The 24,281-nt window shown below is 33.2% G+C and carries 26 protein-coding genes and 1 pseudogene; 18 read left to right on the top strand and 9 right to left on the bottom strand.

All coding sequences use genetic code 11. The features are described 5' to 3' along the window. Positions 1-233: 233 nt before the first annotated feature. The 3 genes from RCJ96_RS16430 (at position 234) to RCJ96_RS16420 (ending at position 2,795) form a co-directional block, all read left to right on the top strand. Positions 234-1,400 (top strand): serine hydrolase domain-containing protein, encoded by a 1,167-nt coding sequence (locus RCJ96_RS16430; RefSeq protein ID WP_242303722.1) that lies wholly within the window; start codon positions 234-236, stop codon positions 1,398-1,400. Between the two features lie 617 nt (positions 1,401-2,017). Next, positions 2,018-2,164 (top strand): hypothetical protein, encoded by a 147-nt coding sequence (locus RCJ96_RS16425; RefSeq protein WP_017561334.1) that lies wholly within the window; start codon positions 2,018-2,020, stop codon positions 2,162-2,164. After that, entirely contained in the window at positions 2,157-2,795 is a 639-nt protein-coding gene (locus RCJ96_RS16420) for a LysE family translocator (RefSeq protein ID WP_000624900.1), read from the top strand. Before RCJ96_RS16425 ends, RCJ96_RS16420 begins: the two co-directional genes overlap by 8 nt. A 286-nt stretch (positions 2,796-3,081) precedes the next feature. On the opposite strand, the gene RCJ96_RS16415 is transcribed toward RCJ96_RS16420, so the two are convergent. Beyond that, positions 3,082-3,420: a DapH/DapD/GlmU-related protein gene (locus tag RCJ96_RS16415; protein ID WP_416504127.1), complete on the bottom strand. Its 339-nt coding sequence runs from the start codon at positions 3,418-3,420 to the stop codon at positions 3,082-3,084. A gap of 219 nt (positions 3,421-3,639) precedes the next feature. Between RCJ96_RS16415 and RCJ96_RS16410 the strand changes: the two genes are divergently transcribed. Both RCJ96_RS16410 and RCJ96_RS16405 read left to right on the top strand, forming a co-directional pair. Next, positions 3,640-5,394: an adenine deaminase C-terminal domain-containing protein gene (locus RCJ96_RS16410; protein WP_416504104.1), complete on the top strand. Its 1,755-nt coding sequence runs from the start codon at positions 3,640-3,642 to the stop codon at positions 5,392-5,394. A gap of 113 nt (positions 5,395-5,507) precedes the next feature. Further along, positions 5,508-6,035: a hypothetical protein gene (locus tag RCJ96_RS16405; RefSeq protein WP_134197802.1), complete on the top strand. Its 528-nt coding sequence runs from the start codon at positions 5,508-5,510 to the stop codon at positions 6,033-6,035. Between the two features lie 121 nt (positions 6,036-6,156). On the opposite strand, the gene RCJ96_RS16400 is transcribed toward RCJ96_RS16405, so the two are convergent. After that, on the bottom strand, positions 6,157-7,536 hold the full coding sequence (locus tag RCJ96_RS16400) for a catalase (protein ID WP_416504105.1): 1,380 nt from the start codon (positions 7,534-7,536) through the stop codon (positions 6,157-6,159). A 272-nt stretch (positions 7,537-7,808) separates the two neighbouring features. Between RCJ96_RS16400 and RCJ96_RS16395 the strand changes: the two genes are divergently transcribed. Beyond that, positions 7,809-9,026 carry an aspartate aminotransferase family protein gene (locus tag RCJ96_RS16395; RefSeq protein WP_416504106.1) on the top strand — a complete coding sequence of 406 codons (1,218 nt, stop codon included), beginning with the start codon at positions 7,809-7,811 and terminating at the stop codon, positions 9,024-9,026. A gap of 238 nt (positions 9,027-9,264) precedes the next feature. Further along, entirely contained in the window at positions 9,265-10,722 is a 1,458-nt protein-coding gene (locus RCJ96_RS16390; protein WP_001186942.1) for an MFS transporter, read from the top strand. 56 nt (positions 10,723-10,778) lie between these two features. Here RCJ96_RS16390 and RCJ96_RS16385 read toward each other — a convergent pair whose 3' ends face one another. Genes RCJ96_RS16385 through RCJ96_RS16375 form a run of 3 tightly spaced genes read right to left on the bottom strand, consistent with a single transcriptional unit; the run spans position 10,779 to position 13,952 of the window. Beyond that, positions 10,779-11,888 (bottom strand): DUF4018 domain-containing protein, encoded by a 1,110-nt coding sequence (locus RCJ96_RS16385; protein WP_416504107.1) that lies wholly within the window; start codon positions 11,886-11,888, stop codon positions 10,779-10,781. After that, positions 11,863-13,026 (bottom strand): DUF58 domain-containing protein, encoded by a 1,164-nt coding sequence (locus RCJ96_RS16380; RefSeq protein ID WP_416504108.1) that lies wholly within the window; start codon positions 13,024-13,026, stop codon positions 11,863-11,865. Before RCJ96_RS16380 ends, RCJ96_RS16385 begins: the two co-directional genes overlap by 26 nt. After that, positions 13,023-13,952, bottom strand: a complete 930-nt coding sequence (locus RCJ96_RS16375) for an AAA family ATPase (RefSeq protein ID WP_416504109.1) — start codon at positions 13,950-13,952, stop codon at positions 13,023-13,025. The genes RCJ96_RS16380 and RCJ96_RS16375 overlap by 4 nt, the downstream gene beginning before the upstream one ends. Positions 13,953-14,158: 206 nt before the next feature. Between RCJ96_RS16375 and RCJ96_RS16370 the strand changes: the two genes are divergently transcribed. Together RCJ96_RS16370 and RCJ96_RS16365 are read left to right on the top strand one after the other, a co-directional pair. Next, positions 14,159-14,476, top strand: coding sequence for a PadR family transcriptional regulator (locus RCJ96_RS16370; protein WP_001092635.1), 318 nt, complete (start codon positions 14,159-14,161; stop codon positions 14,474-14,476). A gap of 79 nt (positions 14,477-14,555) precedes the next feature. Continuing rightward, positions 14,556-15,011 (top strand): DUF2812 domain-containing protein, encoded by a 456-nt coding sequence (locus tag RCJ96_RS16365; protein ID WP_001982304.1) that lies wholly within the window; start codon positions 14,556-14,558, stop codon positions 15,009-15,011. Positions 15,012-15,126: 115 nt separating this feature from the next. Here the strand turns inward: RCJ96_RS16365 and RCJ96_RS16360 are convergent. Both RCJ96_RS16360 and RCJ96_RS16355 read right to left on the bottom strand, forming a co-directional pair. Further along, positions 15,127-15,422 (bottom strand): annotated as a pseudogene (locus tag RCJ96_RS16360) (hypothetical protein). Positions 15,423-15,566: 144 nt separating this feature from the next. Then, complete coding sequence (locus RCJ96_RS16355) at positions 15,567-15,812, bottom strand: hypothetical protein (protein ID WP_000433609.1); 246 nt, start codon at positions 15,810-15,812, stop codon at positions 15,567-15,569. 283 nt (positions 15,813-16,095) lie between these two features. On the opposite strand from RCJ96_RS16355, the gene RCJ96_RS16350 reads away from it, so the two are divergent. The 8 genes from RCJ96_RS16350 to RCJ96_RS16315 all read left to right on the top strand — a co-directional run bounded on the left by RCJ96_RS16350 (position 16,096) and on the right by RCJ96_RS16315 (position 21,404). Further along, positions 16,096-16,479, top strand: coding sequence for a VOC family protein (locus tag RCJ96_RS16350; RefSeq protein WP_270795981.1), 384 nt, complete (start codon positions 16,096-16,098; stop codon positions 16,477-16,479). Between the two features lie 14 nt (positions 16,480-16,493). Beyond that, the gene (locus tag RCJ96_RS16345) at positions 16,494-17,036 is read left to right on the top strand and encodes a GNAT family N-acetyltransferase (protein ID WP_000506670.1); all 543 of its coding nucleotides are present in this window, start codon (positions 16,494-16,496) and stop codon (positions 17,034-17,036) included. Continuing rightward, entirely contained in the window at positions 17,036-17,617 is a 582-nt protein-coding gene (locus RCJ96_RS16340) for a kinase (RefSeq protein ID WP_416504110.1), read from the top strand. The genes RCJ96_RS16345 and RCJ96_RS16340 overlap by 1 nt, the downstream gene beginning before the upstream one ends. 162 nt (positions 17,618-17,779) lie before the next feature. Then, positions 17,780-18,514: a LytR/AlgR family response regulator transcription factor gene (locus tag RCJ96_RS16335; protein WP_416504111.1), complete on the top strand. Its 735-nt coding sequence runs from the start codon at positions 17,780-17,782 to the stop codon at positions 18,512-18,514. Next, positions 18,514-19,830, top strand: coding sequence for a GHKL domain-containing protein (locus tag RCJ96_RS16330; protein WP_416504112.1), 1,317 nt, complete (start codon positions 18,514-18,516; stop codon positions 19,828-19,830). The genes RCJ96_RS16335 and RCJ96_RS16330 overlap by 1 nt, the downstream gene beginning before the upstream one ends. Before the next feature lie 89 nt (positions 19,831-19,919). Continuing rightward, on the top strand, positions 19,920-20,603 hold the full coding sequence (locus tag RCJ96_RS16325; protein WP_416504113.1) for a YhfC family glutamic-type intramembrane protease: 684 nt from the start codon (positions 19,920-19,922) through the stop codon (positions 20,601-20,603). Next, a complete protein-coding gene (locus RCJ96_RS16320; protein ID WP_416504114.1) occupies positions 20,600-20,986 on the top strand; it encodes a DUF3887 domain-containing protein in 387 nt (128 codons plus the stop codon). Before RCJ96_RS16325 ends, RCJ96_RS16320 begins: the two co-directional genes overlap by 4 nt. Before the next feature lie 106 nt (positions 20,987-21,092). Beyond that, positions 21,093-21,404 carry a hypothetical protein gene (locus tag RCJ96_RS16315; protein ID WP_062921150.1) on the top strand — a complete coding sequence of 104 codons (312 nt, stop codon included), beginning with the start codon at positions 21,093-21,095 and terminating at the stop codon, positions 21,402-21,404. Positions 21,405-21,444: 40 nt separating this feature from the next. Here the strand turns inward: RCJ96_RS16315 and RCJ96_RS16310 are convergent, their stop codons facing one another. Together RCJ96_RS16310 and RCJ96_RS16305 are read right to left on the bottom strand one after the other, a co-directional pair. After that, positions 21,445-21,660 (bottom strand): helix-turn-helix domain-containing protein, encoded by a 216-nt coding sequence (locus RCJ96_RS16310; RefSeq protein ID WP_000974621.1) that lies wholly within the window; start codon positions 21,658-21,660, stop codon positions 21,445-21,447. Between the two features lie 10 nt (positions 21,661-21,670). Continuing rightward, on the bottom strand, positions 21,671-22,153 hold the full coding sequence (locus RCJ96_RS16305; protein ID WP_242303735.1) for a DUF2975 domain-containing protein: 483 nt from the start codon (positions 22,151-22,153) through the stop codon (positions 21,671-21,673). A gap of 267 nt (positions 22,154-22,420) precedes the next feature. On the opposite strand from RCJ96_RS16305, the gene RCJ96_RS16300 reads away from it, so the two are divergent. Then, complete coding sequence (locus RCJ96_RS16300) at positions 22,421-24,094, top strand: alkaline phosphatase (protein WP_242303736.1); 1,674 nt, start codon at positions 22,421-22,423, stop codon at positions 24,092-24,094. Positions 24,095-24,281: the final 187 nt, after the last annotated feature.

Raw genomic sequence — 24,281 nt, 5'->3', positions numbered from 1 at the left:
AGAATAGGATGAAAAGTTGATATAGAATTTTAAATGTTTATGAGAACATGTTTACATAAAAAATGAAAACATGTTCTCTTTTTATTTGCATGCATAACTCTTCCTCAGTTTACTTTATTTAAATTTAAACGTAAGTATTTCGTAAGGAATGGATAAGAAAAAAGAGAGTTTTATCATATAGGATGAAAGTATAGCTTGAATCAATACGATATGAATAGGGGAGAGAAATCCTTATGAAAAAACGTAATTCAATGAAGTTAGCAAGTTTGACAGTTTTATTAGCGGGTACTACTCTATTTACAACTGGTTTTACTGTGAAAGCAGAGTCTACTCAAAGTATTTCTAATTCGTCAAAAGTACATGATCAAAAGAATCAGAATGGCTGGAAACAAGTATTGCAGGAAACAATCAAAATTGGAGCACCAGGGGTATTAGCTAAGACATCTAATAAAGGAAAAATTAGTAGTTATACTGCTGGCGTAGCAGATTTAAGTACAAAGAAACCGATGAAATCAGATTATCGCTTTCGAATTGGTAGTGTGACGAAAAGTTTTACCGCCACGACTGTTCTTCAATTAGTAGGAGAAAATCGCGTACAACTTGATGATTCAATTGAGAAGTGGCTACCGGGTCTCGTTCAAGGAAATGGGTATGATGGTAATCAAATTACGATACGTCAACTTTTGAATCATACGAGTGGTATCGCTGAATACTTAAAGTCAAAAGATGCTGACATAATGAATTCGAAAAAAACGTATACAGCAGAAGAAATAGTGAAAATAGGTCTTTCTCTACCTCCAGATTTCTCGCCGGGTAAAGACTGGTTGTATTCAAACACAGGATATGTAATATTGGGAATGCTAATTGAAAAAATAACTGGTAATAGTTATGCGGAAGAAATCGAAAAGCGAATTATTGAACCTTTGGACTTGTCAAATACGTTTTTACCAGGTAATTCACCTGTCATCCCAGGAAAGAATCATGCTCGTGGATATGTGAAAATGGAAGAAACAGGCGAGTTGAAAGACATTACGTATTATAATCCGAGTTTAGCTAATGCAGCTGGAGATATGATTTCTAATGCGGATGATTTAAACAAGTTCTTTTCATCTTTACTCGGTGGTAAGTTACTGAAGGAACGCGAGCTAAAAGAAATGCTTACTACAGTTCCTATAGAAGGAAAAGGGATTGGTGATGGATATGGTCTTGGAATCTATGAGACAAAACTTCCAAATGGTGTCTCAGTATGGGGTCACGGAGGATCAATTCCTGGGTTTATGAGTTTTGCTGGTGGAGTAATTGGAGGCAAGCATACATTTGCTGTCAATGTTAACTCTTTAGGTCCAGTTGATATTCTTACACAGTTTGATAAAATGATGCAAGTTGAATTTAATAAATAATAGATGAAAAGAGTTCTACTATAGAGGTATATAAGGACTTGTATGTAATTTAATTGTTATTAAAATATAGTCTTAAAAAACCCGAATCATGAGCAATTTACTTCCCATGATTCGGGTTTTTTATGTGCTGTTACAAGAAAAGTAATGATGTATTTTAATTTTTTTTATTTTACTATAAATCTATTATATTTATTTGATATTTCTTATTTATAGTGACTTTTACATTTTTAAAATATTGCAACATACAAAGGTAAGTAGTTCTAAATTTCGGAGTTAATAATAAGTAAATTCTGATTTTTGTTGAAAAATATTTAAATGTATTTCTGTAATTTACATAATAAGGTACTTTTATCGTATGAATTAATAACAAATAGAATTAAGCATACAAAAATAGATAATTCTGATTTGCGTCTAAATGATTGACTATTATGAAATTAGTGATTAATATAGGTTTTATATTTTAATTCCATTTATATTATAAATATGTATTTTATTTCAAGTTTAAATTGTGTCTTAAACTATAATTGAATATATTGTGAAAAAGAATAAGGAGCTGGAACAGCAATAGAAAAGGCTATCTTTTCAAATTGTGTAATGAAATCAAAGGGAGGATAAATATGTATAAACAAGTAGTAGAACTGTTAGAAGAAGCGGCTATATCGTATAAACAATATACACATGAGCCAATATTAGATTATGAAACAGATAGAAAAATTAGAGAAAGGTTTAAATGTCCTATTACGGGGTTGAAGAAAAATGATTAGCATGATATTCAGTTATATATTATTAGGGATTTCATTGTCTGCACCAGTCGGTCCGATTAATGTTGCTCAAATAAATAAAGGAATAAAAAATGGTTTTTTGAGTGCATGGTTAGTAGGAGTCGGGGCGATGTCAGCAGATGTTGTAATGATGTTTTTAATTTACTTTGGTATTTCGACTTATTTAACAACTCCAGTTGCCCAGCTTTGCATTTGGATTTTTGGTTTTGTAACGATGATTTATTTGGGCTATGAAAGTATGAAAGAAGCTACTAAACAAGTTCAATATATTTCATCAGGTGAAAAAGAACATCCTTTAAAATCTTTTCTATCGGGGTTTGCTATCGCAATTTCAAATCCATTAAATATTATTTTTTGGATAGGGATATATGGATCAGTTCTAACTAGTGCTATGAATACTATTGGAAAAGAACAAGCTTTATGGTATAGTGCAGCCATTTTTGCTGGGATTATGCTTTGGGATATATTTATGGCTACATCTATTCATTTTGGTAGAAGATTTATTAATCATACAGTAATGAAATGGATTTCTATAGTAGCAGGAATTGTTTTAATTATGTTTGGAATATATTTTGGCTATGAGGCAGTAAAAGGGATTGATAGACTATTGTGAAATTATTGGTAATTAGAGTGGGTAGTTATTTTTAGAACTTTATTCATAGCGAACCTTTTGGTTTTTGAATTTGTTAATCGATGAGTATAGGCTAATTCCTTATAGTAAAAGACTTATAGAATCATTCTATAAGTCTTTTTATTGCGGTATAGAAAAATATATAGATATATTCTCTTCTCACAAAGAGAAATAAAATTCTTAACAAGAGCGATAAAATAAATATATAAGTAGTAAAGCAAATTTTAATCAAAGTAGCTTGTTTGCATTTGAAAAATCTAGAATGTTTTTAATTGCTATGAATTACTTTCACAATTTTTGTGGGCACTCCTGCAACGACAATGTTTGCAGGTACATCTTTTGTAACAACTGCACCTGCAGCAATAACTGAATTGTTTCCAATTGTTACACCAGGAAGTATGGTTGCACTAGACCCGATCCATACATTTTCACCAATTGTAACAGGGGAGGCGTATGTCGTGTTTCTTGTTTCTAAAGTTAACCCGTGATTAAGTGTGGCAATTGTAACATTCATACCAATCATACAATTGTCTCCTATTTGAATCCCACCCCTATCTTGAAAAGAACATCCAGTGTTAAAAAATACGTTTTTGCCCTTACAAAATATTCATTAGTCTTTCAAAGGTTCCAGTAAAACAACTTCACAGAAATGTTCATGTTCAAAGGGGGGAAGAAGTGAACAATAAAATAATTTGTATTCTGAAAATTGTAATTTTTGTGATTGTTAAATATAATAGGGGTACATATCGAGTGAGGTTGAATGGAAAATAGTTTAGTTGATTAATTATTTTTCATCTTAATTAATATAGCATTGGAGTTGAATACAGTGGAACAAAAGTATTTCAGATGGAGTAACAAGCAATTACGAGAACATGTTGAAATAATAGACGGTACAAGAAGCCCACACAAATTATTAAAGAATGCAACATACTTAAATTCCTATATACGTGAATGGATGCAAGCAAATATTTGGATCTATGATGACCGTATTATATATGTAGGAGAAAAGTTGCCAGAGCAGTTACATGAATGTGAAGTCATTGATTGTGATGGAAAGTATGTCGTTCCTAGTTACATAGAACCGCATGCACATCCATATCAATTATATAATCCAGAGACGTTAGCGAATCATGCGATGCAATTTGGAACAACAACTTTTATTAATGATAATTTAACTCTATTTTTCACGTTAAAGCGTGAGGAATCATTTCATTTATTAGATGAATTTAAAAAGCTTCCAGCTAGTATGTATTGGTGGTGCCGTTTTGATGGACAAACTGAATTGCAAAATGGGGAATCTTTATTTAATAGTGAAGAAATAATAGAATGGCTACAGCATGAAGCAGTTCTTCAAGGAGGAGAGCTAACAGCATGGCCAAAATTATTACATGGCGATGATGAAATGTTAAATTGGGTGCAGGAAACAAAGCGATTACAGAAAAAAGTAGAAGGACATTTCCCAGGAGCATCTGAAGCAACGTTAGTAAAATTAAAACTGTTAGGTACAGACTGTGATCATGAAGCAATGACGGGTCAAGAATCGTTAACTCGTCTTATGCAAGGTTACACTGTTTCTCTTCGAAACTCTTCCATCCGACCAGATTTAGAAGTTTTATTAAAAGAATTACTGGAATTAGGTGTGAAGCAATTTGATAGATTCTTTTTCACAACAGATGGTTCTCATCCGTCCTTTTATGAAAACGGAATGACGAATGTAATGATTACTACTGCTATAAAGCAAGGTGTTCCAGTAATAGATGCATATCATATGGCAAGTTATAATATTGCTCGTTATTATAATATGGAGCATATACATGGTTCGATTGGGACAGGGAGAATTGCTAATATCAATATTTTAGAAAGTAAAGAAAACCCAGTACCAGCGAGCGTTATTGCAAAGGGGAAATGGGTGAAGCGTGACGGTGTAAATACGCATGAAGCATTACATATAGACTGGGGTAAATGTAAAGTAACTCCATTATCATTAGATTGGTCCATAGAAAAAGAGGATATGATTTTCTCTAATAAAACGGGTATACACTTATTAAATAACGTTATTACAAAACCATATACTAGTAAAATCAACATAGAATGTAATGAATTGTCCACAGATCATGATGAATGTTTCCTTATGATGATTGCTCGTGATGGCAGTTGGCGAGTGAATACAGTTGTGAAAGGTTTTGCGAAAGAACTAGGTGGGCTTGCTAGCTCTTATTCTGGTACAGGTGACATCATTCTTATCGGAAAAAGAAAAGAAGATATGCTTATAGCTTTTCATAGAGTAAAAGAGCTTGGCGGGGGAATGGTAATAGCTGAGAAGAATGAAGTATTACATGAAATCGCATTACCATTGCTCGGAATTATGTCTAATTTAAAAATGAGTGAATTAATACAGGAAGAGAAACAGATGGTGAAATTACTACAAGAGCGTGGCTACGCGTATGATGATCCAGCATTTACAATTTTATTCTTTTCTGCGACGCACTTGCCTTTTATACGGGTAACGCCTATAGGGCTATATGATGTGAAAAGTGGAAAGGTAGTTGCTTCGCCGGTGAATTTGATAAAGCAATATTAGACGGAAAGATCCTATAAAAGATTTATTTTATAGGATCTTTCTCATTTCCAGCATAAGAATATTGTAAGCCTCAAATGATACAGTATATAAATCATTTGAGGTGATATGTAAATATGAAAAAAACATTTTACATTTTAAGCGTATTTATGTTGTGTGTATCGATACAACACGTTGTACATTCCCAATCAGATGCACCAAGGTTATCTTCGGATTGTCTCGAAGAAAGGAAAATTCGAGATGAAAAGTATGTGAAGAATATAATACAGGACATTAAATCCACATTTAATTTAAATATTGATGAACATAGTTTTTGGGAAGTAAGTAAAAGAGATCTGGAGGCTGCCCATTTGATGTATGGTGGAAAGGAAAATGATTCTTATTATAATTCGCTAACTAAAATTTATGATAGTGGTGGATTTCGCGAGCAGCCTAGCTTATTTGTGACGGCGCAAGAAGCATTTTTACTTTATAAAGAAAAAGATAATATAAATGTAATGAAACACTTAAACCTAGATGTTGAAAAAGGGGAATGGGTCGTTATAAAAACGAAAAAGAAGAAAGGGAAAAAAGTGAAATTCAAACCGTTACAATGTGAAAAAGATTATTTGAAAAAGAGAAATGAGTACCATAATCTAAAATGAAATAAAGAGAGTTTTGAAGGGAGGAAATGTTAATCATTGTAAATTAAGTCATAGAAATCTCTAGTAATTTCGCCATAAAAAACGTCATTTTTAATGTTTAAAATGACGTTTTTATTTATTCTTAAAGCTTTTGCATCACAGTTTCAATCCTCTTCACCAAATCAGCTGACACGTTATGAAAATACTCTAACACTATCTTTCTAATATCATCGGATATAACTTTCAAATCACCAGCTAAGTTTTCGGCAAGATGTTCTTTTTCTATCGGTTTTAACTTCGTATAAAATTCACCAGCCTGCGTAAAGTCATCTTGTTTCGTTATTGAAGTTCTTTCAATTTTACCTTCAACGTATCTTCCGTCACCGCTCGTTATTTGATTAGCAGGTGTCCAATTTTGTTGCTTGTTAATCGTTAATTTCCGAAATTCGGGACCAATTCTTCTTCTTTGAGAATCACTATAAATGTTAGCTCGCCCTTGCAACATTTTATCATCTGATAATTCAGCACCGTCTAGTAAATTAGAAGGGGAGAAGGTGACTTTTTCTACTTGTTCCATATAATTTTCAGGGTTTTTATTTAATACCATTTTGCCTACTGGTATAAGAGGATACACCTTTTCATCCCATACTTTTGTATCATCTAGAGGGTCATAAGAAAGATGCGCTTCATCTTTCGGGTCCATGAGCTGGACATATAAACCATATTCCACTGGTTTACCGTTTGCAATTGCATCATATAAATCTTTGCCGCTATAATCTGGGTTTTCGGCAGCCAGTTTATTTGCTTCCTCGCTAGTAATGAATTGTACACCTTCAAATGGGTACCAATGATACTTTACATACTTTCGATTGCCTTCTGCATTTCTCCAAACATATGTATTTACACTATGTCCTGGGATGTGGCGAAGGCTTTTGGCCGTACCATTATCAGAGTACAAACGGACAACGAAATGTATGGATTCAGGTGCTCTAGCGACAAAGCTCCAAAATCTATTAGGGTCTATTAAATTATTTTTAGGTGAAGGTGACAACGCTTGAATGGTTTCAGGGAAACGCATCGGATCGCGTACAGAAAAGACAGGAATGTGATTACATAATAGATCGAAAATACCTTCTTCAGTATAAAATTTTGTAGAAAAACCGCGTACATTTCTAGAAGTATCAGGTGTTCCTTTCGTGCTAACAGCTAATGAAAATCGCACCATAACGGGAACTTTCTCATTAGCATTTTGTAGGAAATTTAGTTTAGTATGTTCGGGCATTGGATAGATTGTTTGAAAATAACCGAACGCACCAAATCCTTTTACATGAACAGGTCTTTCTAAAATTTTTTCGTGAATAAATTGTTGTAACGCCTCGTGAAGCACACTATCTTGCTCTAGAACAGGTCCACGTGAACCAACTGTTTGGGAGTGAAGTATAGCTTGTTCATTACGTTCTCCATTATCATTAAAGTCTTTCCTTAGTAAAGATTGTCTCTGTTTATCATAGTGTTCATTCATCAATATAGCCTCCAAATCTTTTTCGTCCATTGTTACTAAATATGATTTTATAGCCTTGATTATGTATAACACGCTAAGTTCAAACTAGTTACAGACCGCTAGATGAGAAAAACGCGTATGTAGTGGACCTGTTGAAATAGAAGAAATTATGGAAAAATGAATATCGGGAAGAACATTACTATTAAAATTTCAATCTTAAAAATGAATTTATACATGACTTTATAGAAAATGAACATAAATAAAACAGGGAAAATAACTAGGAGGAATGTAACATGTCGGATTGGTTTCAATTAGATAAAGAGTATATGATGTCAACGTACTGTCGTACAAAGCTTGCGATAGAAAGAGGAGCAGGGTGTAAGCTGTATGATGTGGATGGTAAAGAGTATATAGATTTATTTTCTGGTGTCGGAGTAAATGTATTAGGATACAATCACCCGAAAATCGTACAAACAACAATGGATCAAGTTACGAAGTCGTTGCATTTACCGTTTCATTTTTTAAATCCAGTTGCGATTGAGTATGCAAAGAAATTAGTTGATTGCTCTTTAAAAAACGGAAAGGTCTTTTTTACAAACTCAGGTACGGAAGCGACAGAAACGACGTTGAAATTAATTGATAAATATAGAGCTATTATGCATGAAGAACGTGAAGGAATTGTAGTGTTGAAGAATAGTTTCCACGGGCGTACGTTGGGGGCACTTCATTTTACAAGACAAGAAAGTGTATATCAAAATTTCCCGAAAACATCGATCCCAGTATATGAAGTTGAGCGCGAGAATATAGAGCAATTAGAAGAGACAATAATTCATGAAAATCCAATTGCGATTCTGTTAGAACCTGTATTAGGAAGCGGGGGAATTTATCCATTATCGGGTGAATTTTTACATGGTGTTCAAAATTTATGTGAGAAATATAATGTATTACTTATCGTTGATGAAGTTCAAAGTGGTATGGGGAGAACAGGAAAACTATTTGCTTATCAAAATTTCAATATTACACCACATATTATTCAAATTGGTAAAGGGGCAGGAGGCGGGATACCATTTGGCGGAATTATTGTAGGTGAAAAGTTATGTGATGTATTTGCACCAGGAGATCACGGCACAACATTTGCTCATTCATCAATGGGAACGGCTTTAGGTTTAACTGTATTAAATACATTACTTGACGATGGTTTAATGCAAGAAGCATATGAAACGTCACTATATTTGAATGACAAACTGCAAGACACTCAGAAAGAAAATTCTTATTATATTCAGGAAGTGCGTCATGCGGGGATGATGTTTGGGATAAGTGTGAATGACACGAATGAAAATGTGAAGAAATTACAGATTGAGTTAATGAGTAAAGGAATGTTAGTCGATGTAACACAAGGGAATATTATTCGATTACTTCCGCCGTATATTATTACGAAAGAGGAAATTGACGCATTCATTTATGAGTTTATTTCCTGTATTCATAACATAGCTGCTACAGCAAGTATTTAAAAAAATATAAAAAAATATAAAAAGCTGAAGAAGTCGCTATTTTAGCGGCTTCTTCAGCTTTTTAAAATAGTAAATTACTTAACCTAGAGAGCATCTCATTGGACAAATAATTAATTATGTGAAACAATAATAACAGATAAGGAGACGTTAATTTTCCTTAAGTGCTTCGAATTAATTTTATTCAATAAGAGAAGGTGTGCTTAAAGAAGTTAAATTAAATAAGGAGCTGTTTTATTATATGCAACAAAATAATGATTTAAATTTTGAACCTCAAGACGTTAATATTGTTAATCCTAAACAAGCCAGGAAAGCAGTAGTTGCTACTGGTATAGGGAACGCAATGGAGTGGTTTGACTTCGGATTATACGCGTATTTAGCGGTAATTTTAAGTCAATTATTCTTCTCAGGTGTTGATAATAGTGGATTGCAACTTGTACTTACATTCGGTACATTTGCAGCGGCCTTCCTCGTTCGACCAATCGGAGGTGTATTCTTTGGTAGAATAGGAGATAAGTACGGCCGAAAAATTGTGTTAAGTACTACTATTATTTTAATGGCACTTTCTACATTATTCATCGCATTACTACCAACCTATGAACAAATTGGTGTATGGGCACCAATACTACTTTTAGTTGCCCGAATGATTCAAGGCTTCTCTACAGGCGGCGAATATTCAGGAGCAATGGTTTATATCGCAGAATCTTCTCCAGATAAAAAGCGTGGTATACTCGGTAGTGGTCTTGAAATTGGAACACTCTCAGGTTACATTGCTGCATCGGTAATTGTTACCATTTTGACGTTATTGTTAACAGATGAACAAATGCTCAGCTGGGGCTGGCGTATTCCTTTCTTAATAGCTGCACCAATTGGTTTGGTCGGTTTATACTTACGCCGTCATTTAGATGAATCTCCCATCTTTGAAGAGATGGAAAAAGCACAAGAGGAATCTGAAGACAATGAACAATTTTCATTTATGGATATTATGAAATATCACAAAAAAGACTTCTTATTAAGCACAGTAATTGTCGCCTTCTTTAATATTACAAATTATATGATTCTTTCGTATATTCCTTCTTATCTAACTCAAGTACTTAAAGTCGAAGAAACAACAGGCTTACTAATTATTTCTATTACGATGGCACTTATGATTCCACTAGCACTATATTTCGGTAAATTAAGTGATAAAATTGGTAATAAACGCGTCGTGCAAATCGGTTTACTTGGTTTAACTGTATTTGCAATTCCAGCCTTTTTACTAATAGGTAACGGGCATATTGCAGCTATATTTGCAGGTATTTTCGTATTAGGTTTCTTCCTAAGTGTATATGAAGGAACATTACCTTCATTATTACCATCACTCTTTTTCACTGATGTACGTTATCGAGCACTTTCGATCTCATTTAATATTTCTGTATCGATATTTGGTGGTACAACACCACTTGTATGTTCATACTTAGTTCATGCAACCGGTAACCCGCTTGCACCGGCATTTTATTTAACAGGTGTAAGTATTATTGGATTAGTTGTATTTAGTGTACTATTCGTTACAACATCAGGACGTGCGCTAAAAGGTTCATATCCTACAGTAGAATCGAAAAAAGAAGCACACCAAATTGCTAAAGAAGATCCTGAAGAAACACTTTGGTGGCATGAAGAGTCATTAGAGATTGAAGCAGGGAAAAACGCCTCAATTTAAAAAGTAACGTAGAAGTATAAAAAGACTCCTATGAAAATAGGAGTCTTTTTGTTGTGTTATTTCTTTCTTTTCTTTAAACTCTTCTGATATGCATAGAGTTTATGGATTTCTTCCTTAAATTCATACAAAAGTACGGTGTTTTCCTCATTTGAATAACGCACTGTATTATAAGCATTACTAATAATATGACTCTGAATATTTACATCTTCTTCACTATTTATTCTATCTAACCATGCCTCAATAGTTTCTCCTCGATTTCTATTTAAAGGAGGAATTAACTTACTCTCAAGCTTAAAAATTTCTTTTCGAATTTCGTTATGTGGCGGTTTGTTTCGTTTCAAACGTTTTTGGCTCATTCCTTCTTTATCAGTGATGATAGTAGATTCAAAGACAGGTATATTTGGTAAACTGAATTGTTTTCGTTTTTTTAATATTTTCCAAACGACATAAATAGCGATAGCTGTACAAGCAATTATGGTCATGCTATTTATAAGAGTTGGATCAAAAGGACGTGGCTCCAATCCATCCTTAATTGTAGGATCTTTTAGATTTCCTTTATTCGACCAAAAATCATCTGTTTCTTTTAACGCGGCTGCTGAAAATAATGGATTGATAGCGTATCCGAACCCTAATGCAACTGCTTCTATGATAAATGAAAAAACAAGCCGAATGAAAGGAAACACTTGAATAAGTACTATACTCATTACACCAATCGTAATAATAGAAGCGAAACGTAATAACTGTTGATTCCGATTTGCCCCGGTTAACCAAAATGTAATCATAATGTGTATAACTAATAGTAACAGTTTCCCGAGCGTTGGAAAGGGAGCATAAAATATAGCCGAAACACCAAACCAAACAATACCGCCTAACGATTTTTGAACTTGGTAGCCAGGTCCGACTACATGTACGATAAAGAAGAAAAGTGGTAACATAATTGTGCCAAATAGAGAGAAAGGGAGAAAAATAGAACAACCGATTATTTGAGTCATTAACAGTATGACAAATCCTGTTGTTTTTTTCTTCATTAATTTATGAATAAGAAATACGGCAATATAGCTCGTTGCTAAAAATATAACAACAGCAACAAGTTCGCCCCTTTCTGTTAATAACGAAAGGAGGAGCAGCAGAATAAAGTCATTAACGTGATAGAGCCAAGTTTTCAAGCTTTTCCACCATCCCTTCGTTATTTATGAGAAACGTAGGTTGCGATAGAAGAGAGAGGTCATTCTCCTGCAAGCCAATGTAAATCATTGTAGAGGATCGTTCTCCTTTTCTATTTGTATAATGGAGAAATCCCTGTTTCGGAATTAGTGTGCTATCGTCTGAAATACGTGCCAATTCCTCTAAAGCTTTTGCGTAATGTGTTTGCCCTTCATTTAATGGTAAGTGCAGAGGACCACCTTCAGCTAATATACTAATAAATAATTCAAACGGTATTTGATGCTTCGTAGCGTATTGACAAATGTATGTTGCAAATGAAATAAGATCTTCTATATTATCTTTCCAACCAAACCCGCGATCAGCAGATAATGAAAGACAAATTGTCCAACTATAATTTTTAACAGGTTCATATTGCTTCGCCTGTAATTCCTGCATTTTCGCAGATGCTTTCCAATGAATGGAGCGGAAAGATTCACGTTCGTACCGTTTCACACCGATAATAGATGTTTCATCATTGTAAAAAGAAAAATTCGTTCGATATGATCCGTTTAAAAGTTGCTGAAGTTCTTGCAAACCTGCTACTTCTTTAGGTGATGGATACACAATAATTTCATTTCTTAATTTATCAAATACAGGTAAATGTACAGATAATAAATGAAAAGGATCTTTCAAAACACATTCGAATTGTTCAATTTGGAACACGCCACGCTTCGTTGCAGTTAATGATAAATCCCATTTTTGCGCTGAATGAGCAGGTTGTGAAAAAGGAAAAGAGAATAACGTTTTCGATATTTGTTCAATTCCTTGATCTTTATTCGGTAGTAGGGACGGATCTAAATGAAAATAACAAACACCGTTAACGAGTGGTATGTTTGCTCCATTTTTTAAATGAATAAAAAACTGTCCAGATTCATCAGGGAATAAACGTGTTGTTTGTTTCTCATTTATCAATTGAAATTTTTTCTCTATGTAAGCGACATATTTATAAATGAAAATCGCAAATAAATAATAAAAGAAAAAGAAAAACATAATGATTCGTTGTGGCATAAAAAATGTAAATAGTATCGCGCCTGGAACAGATAGTTGAATAATATGAAGCTGAAAAAATAAAGGTACAGTTACAACGCGCTGTCCATTCATGTTTGCTCAATCTCCACTGGTACGTCCACTTCTTTTAAAATCTTTTGCATCATTTCATTTTTTGTCGTACGTAATACGCCTTCCATTGATAAGATGATACGGTGATTCCAAACAGAAGGAACTAACAATTGTATATCTTCTGGTGTGCAATATTCTCTCCCGCGTAAAAAGGCTAAAGCTTGAACAGCACGTACTAAAGCTAATGTGGCACGTGGACTTACACCGTTAGCGATATAATCATGATTTCTTGTAGCATGAGCAAGTTTAATAATGTAATGTTCTAACGGTTCTGATACGAAAATCTCTTTTACTTGTTTCTGTGCCTCTAAAATATCATCTAAAGTAATAACAGATGTGACACTTTCTAGTGGTGCATCGTTACGAAAACGTCGCATCATTTGTAGTTCATCTTCAGGATTCGGATAACCTATAGAAATTGTCATTAAAAAGCGATCAAGCTGTGCATCTGGAAGAGGGAACGTTCCTTGTGATTCAATTGGATTTTGCGTCGCAATAACAAAGAATGGTTTTGGAAGAGGAGTTGACTGCTTTTCAAGCGTCACTTGTCGTTCTTCCATCGCTTCTAACAAACTAGACTGTGTTCTCGGCATTGCACGGTTAATTTCATCTGCCAGTAGAATGTTTGCCACGACTGGTCCGAGTCTTAACTCGAATTCGCTCGTTTTCGGATTGAAATATTCAATACCTGTCACATCACTCGGAAGTACATCCGGTGTAAATTGAACGCGAGAAAAATTACCACCAATACTTTTTGAAAGTGTTTTCGCAAGTAACGTTTTCCCAGTACCAGGTACATCCTCAAGAAGTACATGACCGTCAGCAAGCAAGGAAACGATTAATAGATCTATAACATTTTCTTTACCTACAAAAACTGAACCTATATTTTCTTTCAATTTATTTATCATATGTATCATTCCTTTCAAAATATAAACGGATATTTCTATATTTTAACAAATTATTCAGAAAATTTATATGGTTTTTCAATTCAAATAAATAAATATTCAGTTATTAAATTATACTCTTGCATATTTTGGAATATGAATATATAATATCGGTATACGATGTATCGCGAGTCGATATATCATGAGACGATGTATCGGAGGTGGTTATAATGAATACGAAAGCGAGAAAATATATTCCGTTAACTGAGGCGACATATTACATATTGTTATCACTAGTGAAACCAATGCACGGATATGGAATTATGCAATTGGTAGAAGAGATGACAAATGGAGAAGTAAAGCTCGGTCCTGGAACTTTATACGGGAATACGACGAAGTTATTAAAAGAGAAATTAATTGTTGAAGTTGCCTCAACAGATAGAAAGAAGTGCTATGAGTTAACGCCGTTTGGGAGAGAAGTGTTAGAGCTCGAGTATAACAGATTGCAGAGGTCTGTAAGGAATGGAAATAGTATATTAGGGGAGTGAATGAGAGATGGAGACAAAGAAGGTATTCAAACCTTTCGCGATATGGAGCTTGGAAAAAGAAGAAGCTTTTTTAAGAAAAATGCATCAAAAAGGATGGGCTTTACAAAAGTATAATGTAATGTATACGTTTAAGAAAACTGAACCGAAAGATGTAATATATAAAGCGGATTTTAGACTGGATTATAAAGATTCGAAAGAAAAACAACAAGAATATATTGATATATATAAAATGTGTGGCTGGAAACATGTAACGAGTTTTGCGAAATGGAATTATTTTTGTAAAGAAGTAGACGAGGAAAATGAGTTACCTGATATTTATTCAGACAAAGAAACGAAGATACAAAAACTTGTTGAATTGATACAGTTCGTTGCAATTATGTTTGTAACGTTAATTCCAGTACTTTACTTATGTTTTCTTGGAGTATCAGAATCAGGATTATATAAAGGTATGGTAGGGCTTTTAGTTTTTATATATTCATATGCATTTATTAATTTATTTAGGAAGCTTAAACAGTTGAAAAAGGAAATATTTTAACAAAGAGTGCTATTTTTAGAGGAGTGTATAAGTGAAGTGTATGGGAATCACCTTCTCTAATTTATATATATGTTTATTTTGTTCACTCTTTTTTACATAATAAAAGACCAACTTTTTAATTCATAGAACTAACAGTTACAAAGATGATACCAGTAACAATACCTAAAAAAACATAAATGAAGAAGAAATAATTAATAATAACGAACTAGAAATTAATATCAATTTATTAGATTTTTGATTTTTAAAATGGTAATAAAGTAAAAGACCACAAATAGTAGAAACAATCCATATTGTTAGACCGTAAGGCGTCATTATTTTCTTCCAATCGAAGATCCAAAAGTAAAAGATGACTATGTGACAAATTAATAGTAGAAATGTTGATGGAAGCATTATCTTTTTATTTAAAATCATTTGTTTTACCTTCCTTATGTAAATGTTACCAAAAAGGTGTGGATTTTAACATATAATAAGGAAGAGATACGTTTTTTATTACCGTATTTAAAGAAAAAATCCCCTATAGAAAAAAATTTTCTACAAGGGATAGTAATGACATTATTAGAAAGACTGATTTTGCGCAGGTTTAATAAATTGTTCAGGATTTTCAACGAGTCCGCATACAGCACATTGGACGCGATAAGTAGGTCCTTGATAAGCCATATGAAAAGCATTCATCGTTTCATTTGTGTATTCTTCTTCTACTTGACCAGTTTGTGGATTTAATTTGACTGGTTTTACTTGTTGCTCAAGAATATTAAAGCGGGTACGGTTCGTTTTACAACTTGGACATAGCATTGGTTCCATATGTATACACCTCCATTTGTAGCATTTCTTAAACTCATTAATTTTATGCAAGTAAAAAAACTTTCTCAATATAAATAGGTGTTTAATGTATTTAAAATTCAGAAAAAATAAAATATAATAAGAGTACGAACTGGTTATGTCCAAACCAAATCTCCTGTTTTATGCCAATAAGCTGGGAGGCCGAGAAATCGGCCTCATTTTTTTGTGCTCGTTACTATAGGAAACAAGGTTTTTATAAAGCTTTTGTCGAAATTTTAGGGATGGATATAAAGGGGGATGTAAAATGAATTTGAAGATGAAGTACATCATTTTATACGTAGAAAAGTTTGAGGAATGTTTAAAATTCTATAAAGATATTTTACAGTTACCTATAAAAGCAGAGCATGGTACATATATTGAATTTAATACGGGTACTACCATATTAGCGATGAATACGCGGCAAGACGTGAAAGAATTAACAGGATTACCACTTACAGAAGGTGAGTTACAATCTTCTCATTTTGAATTAGGATTTGTTGTTGAAAATGTAGAAAAAAACATTGAGCAATTTAGAAAACAAGGTATTACGATTTTAGTTGAACCAATTGTAAAGCCGTGGGGACAAACCATTGCATATATTGCTGATCCAGATGGGAATTATATTGAAATTTGCAGTTCATTAGAATAGAAGGAGAAAAAGTGATGGGATTTCCGAAACTAGAAACAGAACGTTTACAATTAAGAGAATTAACGCTGTTAGATGCAGAAACGATGTTCCGTTATTTTTCAAAAGAATCTGTTATACGTTATTTCGGAATGGATTCTTTCGAAAATATTGAGCAAGCGAAAACAACGATTCAAACGTTTAAAAATCGTTATGAAGAGGGAAGTGTATTTCGCTGGGGAATAGAGAAAAAGGGGACGGGCCAATTAATCGGAACGTGCGGTTTTCATTTAATTAACCATCATCATAAGCGAGCTGAAATTGGTTATGAATTAGACGATACATATTGGGGACAAGGATACGCATCGGAAGCGTTACAGGCGATTTTAACTTACGGATTTGAAATGCTGCAACTAATAAGAATTGCTGCTGTCGTATATGTAGAAAATAAATCTTCTCAAAAATTATTAAGTAAAGCAGGATTTCAAGAAGAAGGATTACTTCGAAAACATATGATTCAAAATGGAGTTGCGCATGATACCATTTTATATTCTTTATTAAAAGAAGAGTGGAAGAAGTAATGAGTACAAACGAACTTATAAATATAATGAAGAAACATAAAGAAAATAGGTTCATTTTAGGGATAGATGGCTTAAGTAGATCAGGAAAAACAACATTTGTAACAAACTTAAAAGAAAATATGAAACAAGAAAGTATTCCGTTTCATATTTTCCATATTGATGATTATATAGTGGAGCATAATAAACGCTATGATACTGGCTATGAAGAATGGTATGAGTATTATTATTTACAATGGGATATTAAGTGGCTTCGGCAGAAGTTTTTTCAAAAGTTACAATATGAAACAAAATTGAAATTACCGTTCTATTATGATGACACAGATACATGTGAAATGAAAAAAGTACAGATCCCCATAGTAGGTGTAATTGTAATTGAAGGCGTTTTTCTACAGCGAAAAGAATGGAGAGATTTCTTTCATTATATGGTGTACTTGGATTGTCCAAGAGAGACACGTTTTCTGCGGGAAAGCGAAGAGACCCAAAAGAAACTTTCGAAGTTTCAAAATAGGTATTGGAAGGCAGAGGATTATTACTTAGAAATGGAATCGCCGAAGGATAGGGCGGATTTAGTTATAAATTGATTTGAAGAAAACCTCAACTTTTTGTTTGAAAAGTTGAGGTTTCTCTATGTAATAGCAGATTAATTATTTCAATTAATGAGAAGGAGAATATTATTATAATTTGAATTATATATTTATAGATAAATCTATAGATGAAAAGATTTCAATAAAGCGAGTGATTACATGAGTATTTTCATTTTAGAAGACGATGTCATACAAGCACAGCAAATGAAGCGGTTAGTTGAAGAGATTTGTGAGAAATATATGTTGCCTTTTGATTTTATTGAGGTAACTAGTAAGAGTGAAAACATTATTACTAATATTCCAAAGGCGAAGTATGTCCCAATCTATTTTTTAGATATAGAGATAAAAAGAGAAGAGCGAAAAGGGTTACAAGTGGCACAAGAAATACGAAAGTATGATACGCAAGGAATTATTGTGTTTGTAACGACACATTCTGAATTTGCACCTATTTCATATCAATACATGGTATCAGCATTAACTTTTATTGATAAAGGGTCGTCATATGAGGAGAGATATAAAGTTTTTGAACAATGTTTACTTCAATATGAAGCAAGAAATAAGCATATTACTCCGTCCGATGACTTTATCGTTGAAAATAGTAATGCCACTGTGCGGATTCCTTTTTATGAAGTTGAATATGTTATGACTGATGAACCGCACCGTTTAGCATTAGTCACATTAGATCGAATCGTTTATTTTTATGGAACTTTAAAGGAAATTGAAATAATCGATGAACGTTTATTTCGGTGTCATCAATCATATATCGTGAATACGAAGCAGATGTCTTCTTACGATGCGAAGCAAAAAATGATAGTTTTAAAAAGCGGGAAACGTATTCCGGTATCACGTCGTTTAGTGAGTAAAGTACGTAACATATTAAAGGGTGAGATGTAATGTATATTTATGATTTATTTGCAATACTGCTTACTAGTATGTGTCACGCGTTTTTATATATACAATTAATCCGATACAACAGATTGTCAGTTAGAATGTTGATAGCTTTAAGTACGGTATTCATTATTTTACTTGCTATAGTCGTAACAGTAACGAGATATCCAGAGTTGAATAGTACGATTGTGTTATTTTTAATAAGTTTAGGATTAATGCAAAATGAATTAAAATTTAAGCATAATTTATATTTTGCACTGGTGAGTATGGTGATTATAACGTTAGTGAAAATGTTGCTATTAGATTTAGGGATGAAAATCTTTATGTTAACGCCATTCAATTTATATTTATGGACAGGTAGTATTATTCATCTTATCGTATCAATCCTTACTTTTATCGGTATTTTAGTAGCGCGTAAAAGAATTCAAAAAATCGCTCAATATATAGTAAGTAGTCCGTTATACTATGTAACTTATATATTATTAATTATCGGGTTTATTATTGAACTAATTTTAACTCAGCCGTCAACTGAGTTTTTAGCAAAAATAAATCAACAATACAGTGAAGTAAGTTATAATTCAGCGATTATTATTTTTTTATTATTACTAATCATCGTACTAATAAGCTCACATTTATCGAAAGAAAAGTTACGAGAAGAGCATGAAAAACGTTTAGATAAAGAGTTATTAGATTATGTGGAGAAATTAGAGGATATGCATGATGAGCTTGCTAGTTTCCGTCATGATTATATGAATGTATTACTATCGTTAGAAGAGGGAATACGTACAAAAAATGTAAAAGAAATTGAGCAAGTGTACTACGATGTTATTGCTCCCACATTAAAAACAATAAATGATCATGAACTTGATATCGCAAAATTATCTCGCATACAAATTCCTGAAGTAAGAAGCGTATTAAGAGCAAAAGTTAGCACTGCTCAGCAGCAACAAATAAAAGTACTGCTTGATATACCAGAGAACATTGAAAGTGTTTCGATGACGATTATTTCATTTATTCGTATCATTTCAGTTTTAGTAGATAATGCAATTGAGGAAGCAGTACGTAGTGAGGAAAAGATATTACAAATCGCATTCTTTGAAATGGATTCACGACAATATTTTATCGTGCGTAATAGTTCAAAGGGTGAAGCGATTGATTTACAAAAAATTTATGAGAAAAACCATTCAAGTAAAGAAGGTGCTAGAGGGTACGGGCTATTCTCATTAAAACGAATCATAAATAAAGCAAATAATGCGACGTTAGAAACAACTTATGTAAGTCCTTATTTCACACAAACATTTATATTAAATGAGATGAAATGACCATCTATGATGAAAAGGAAACCGAATAAGAAATAACTACATACTTTCTTCACTCAATTTTATACACTTCAAGTAAGAGGTGAAGCGAGATGAATGGTCTTATTTTTACAACAATGATTAGCTTTGGTTTACCGCTTATAGCACTTTTATATGCTTTTTGGAAGAAATGCTATATTCCATATATGTTAGGGGTATTGGCTTTTGTTGTATCACAAATATTGATTCGCATACCAATGCTAAATTATTTAAATGGAACTAGCACAGATTTTCAAATGTTTTCTGTTATGCAGCCTATACTATTTGCAGTTTTGCTTAGTATATCAGCTGGAATTTTTGAAGAGGTAGCCCGCTTTATCGCAATGCGTTATTTTATGAAACAACGAGATTGGCAATCTGGTTTTTTATTTGGGGCAGGGCATGGTGGTATTGAGGCAGTGTTGATAGTTGGTATGCCGGTAATATCCCTATTATTATCACAAACAGTCATTCAAAATGGTGACAGTTATTATCTCGGTGGTATTGAGCGCATCTTTGCGATGGTATTACATGTTGGGCTTTCTTTCATTGTATTGCAAGCTGTCGTCCAAAAGAAATTTCGTTATGTTGTATATGCAATTCTCATCCATGGGACTGTAAATGCATTAGCTGGCATTATATCGCTATATGTGCCAGGGGAAATTGGGATTATTATGTCAGAAGTTTCAATAGCAATTTTTGCGTTACTCACTTTTAGTTATAGTTTCATTCTAAAAAGAAAGGGTGTATTAAAATGAGAAGAATGTTACTTATTATTATAAGTGCTATCGCGGCGTTTGCACTTGCAGCATGTACCGGTAATAAAGTAGATGAAAATACGTCTAAAAAATTTATTCCGAAAGCGGAAGAAACTGTATCATTATTAAATGAAGCAAAGTATAAAGAAGTGCATGAAAAATTTGATAGTAAAATGAAAGCTGGATTACCAGAAGAAAAAATGAAAGATCTTACACCTGTAATTGAGAAAGCTGGTAAGTTCGAAAAAATTGAAAAACAATCGATTGAAGAAAAAGATGGTTTATATACTGTGATTCTTGTAGCGAAATATAGTAAAGAACAACGGACATATATTATAACTTATAATGACAAAGAAGAAATAGCAGGTTTATTTATTAAATAAAAAAGAGATACAGTGGAAGTTCTGCTGTATCTCTTTTTTTGATTTAACCAAATTATGGTTATTTGTGCTAATATGAACTTATAGCTATATAGAAGGGGGGATTAGTATGAAAACTGAAATAGGTCCTAAAAAGAAGTACAGTAAAATAAGCTATATATCTTTACTCATCGGCATTTTATGTTTTCTATTCGTTTTTATAACGCCAACAAGGATAGCGAATGCAGGTAATATAGCGGGAGATTATATTACCGTTGCCCTAACAGTTGCAGGTATCATACTTTCTATCATAACGATGATGAAAAAAACAGAGAAGAAGGGGATTGCTATTCTTTCGTTAATACTATCCTCATCATTTTTTATATTTTGGATCATCGCAATTATTTTATTGTTTACTGGTCAAATTAGTTTTGCGCCGTAATGTGCAATAAAAAGAGTCCTTCTCGTATGAAGGACTCTTTTTATTCGCTTTCTTCCGGTTGATATTCTAAAATATCCCCAGGTTGGCATTCTAATGCTTTACAAATGGCTTCTAAAGTTGAAAAACGGACTGCTTTTGCTTTACCATTTTTCAAGATCGAAAGGTTAGCCATTGTAATTCCAACCTTCTCCGAAAGCTCTGTTACACTCATTTTTCTTTTCGCTAACATTACATCAATATTAATAATAATTGCCATATTATTCACCTCAGACCGTTAAATCATTTTCTGATTTTATATCTATCGCATCTTTTAATAGTCTTTGGAGAACGGCAGCAAAGACCGCGATTACCATTGAAGCAAAAATTATAATCATTCCAATAATAATAATACCAGGGGCGTCATCTCTCTCTGCCACAAGATAGAAAAGTGGCATACCTAATACATATAATACACTAATTGCTAGTGCACTGTACTTAATATTTTTTAAAGCTTTAACAGACAGCTCTGAGAATGCGTTGTTTTTATCAATATAGTTTAAAAGCTTAAATGTTTGGTACAGTGCGAAGTAATAAGGTATTGCTGTCGCGTATAAATTGATAAATACAAGATATTTAATATATGCCATTTCCGGATATAATTTAGCAGCGAAATTCCCTATGTTAGGGACTAAAAAAATGCACATAGCAAGAACAGGGATACCCATTAGAATCACAGCTGTCTTTAAGAAAAGTGTTGATCCTTGTTTCATAAAAAGCACCTCATTTATTTAATATCTTATTAATTTACCACGAAATTTATTGTTAAACAATAAATTTTTATTTAATTCAATTGGGGATTTATTGTTTAACAAGTTAATAATGAAAAATCTTCTTTATAAGATAGATGAACTATACCGAGATGTAATGAATAAGAAAGTTACTATTGTTAGCTTTATAAAAATTGGGAACTAATAAAACATATGTAGGCAGTCAGAATTTTGTATGTAAATGAATGTGAAACTAATGGAGGCGCAATCATGTTTGTATTGGGTTTAAAGATGAAGAAGTTACTGTTAGTAGGAACGATCACACTAAGTATGTTATGTACTGAAAGTATGATGGATGATCATACGGTGGAAGCGAAAGTGAAAAAAGTAGAACGACAACCGAAAAATGTAATCATAATGGTTATGGACGGAACGAGTTCTTCAGCAACTACATTAGCTCGCTTGTATAAAGGGAAACTACTTGCATTAGATGAAATTGTAACAGGAGGAGTTCGTACATATTCGGCGGAATCAGCTATAACAGACTCAGCTCCAGCAGCTACAGCTTTAGCGACGGGGAATAAATCGAATTCTGGATATGTAGGGGTATTACCTACTATTGTGAGTTCACCTGGCTTAAAATCAATAAAAGAAGAGGACAAGTTACGTCCAGTTGCCAATGTTTTAGAAGGTGCGAAACGTACTGGTCGCGCAACTGGAATTGTTGCTACAGCTGAAATTCAGCATGCTACTCCTGCTGGGTTCTCTGCTCACCATGTAAACCGCAAGCATTTTGACGTAATTGCGGAGCAACAAGTGTATCAAAATATAGATGTCGTATTAGGCGGGGGAAAAGCGGCACTTCTACCTGAGAGAGATAGTGGGATTCGAAAAGATGGTGAAGATTTAGTAAAAGTGATTCAAAATAAAGGCTACGACTTTATTGAAACGAAAGAGGCATTATTGAAATCTAAATCTAATAAAATTTGGGGCTCTTTCTCACATAATGCCTTAGCATTTGATATGGATCGTGAAGCAACAAATCCGGAGCAACCAACACTTTCGCAAATGACGGAAAAAGCCATTCAAACGTTATCAAAAGATAAAGATGGGTTCTTTTTATTTGTGGAAGGAAGTAAGCCAGATTGGGCGGCACATGTGAATGATCCAATTGGGATGATTAGTGATGTGTTAGCATTTGATCATGCAGTTGCAGAAGCATTAAGATTTGCAAAAAAAGATGGTAATACGATGCTAATAGCCGTAGCGGACCATGGTAACAGCGGTATTTCTATTGGCAATATGAATACGACAAAAGGTTATAATACTACGCCGGTCTCTGCATATATTGATCCGTTGAAAAAAGCGAAAATGACACTTGAAGGGACTATCAATAATTTGAAGTCTGATATATCCAATGTAGAAGAGGTAGCTAAATTATACGGGTTGGACAATTTAACTTATGATGAAAAAGAAAGGTTAAAAGTGGTTAAAAAGAAAATAGATGTAGGTCCAATTTTCACTACATTATTGGCTAACCGTGCGAACATAGGCTTCACAACAGGAGGACATACTGGTGAGGATGTGTTTTTATATTCATACGGTCCTCAAAAGCCAGTTGGTTTGATTCAAAACACAGACGTTGCAAAGACAATAGCGAAAGCGATGGGCTTTAACTTAGAAGAAGTAACAAAAAAATTGTTTGTAGAGAGTGAATTAGCTTTTAAGCAGAATGGTGCAACTGTAACAATAGATAAAACTGATGTAGCGAATCCTGTACTCATAGTAAAACATAATAATGTAACAGCTCAATTATTTGTTAACAAAAATATAATTCGTATTAAGAATAAAGATTATGAACTAGGAAGTGTTGTTGTAGAAAGCAATGGTAAGTTCTATGTACCAGAAGAAGCAAGTCGTTTATTCATAAAGCATTCTCGTTAAAAAAATGCCAATTCCTTAGCTACTACTTAGGAATTGGCATTTTTGTATAGGTGAGATTTCATTCGAAAAAACGAGGAAAGAGAACCGCAAATTCTAGAGTGAACTTCCTGTAAATTTACCTATTTTATGTTTTTCATCCTAGAAAAAATATTTCTCAACATTTCAGCGTTTTAAAAAGATTGAATAT

The organism is Bacillus sp. BSL6 (assembly GCF_052928345.1).
Note: the sequence above shows the minus strand (reverse complement) of the source record. Positions and strands in the feature narration are given on the sequence as shown.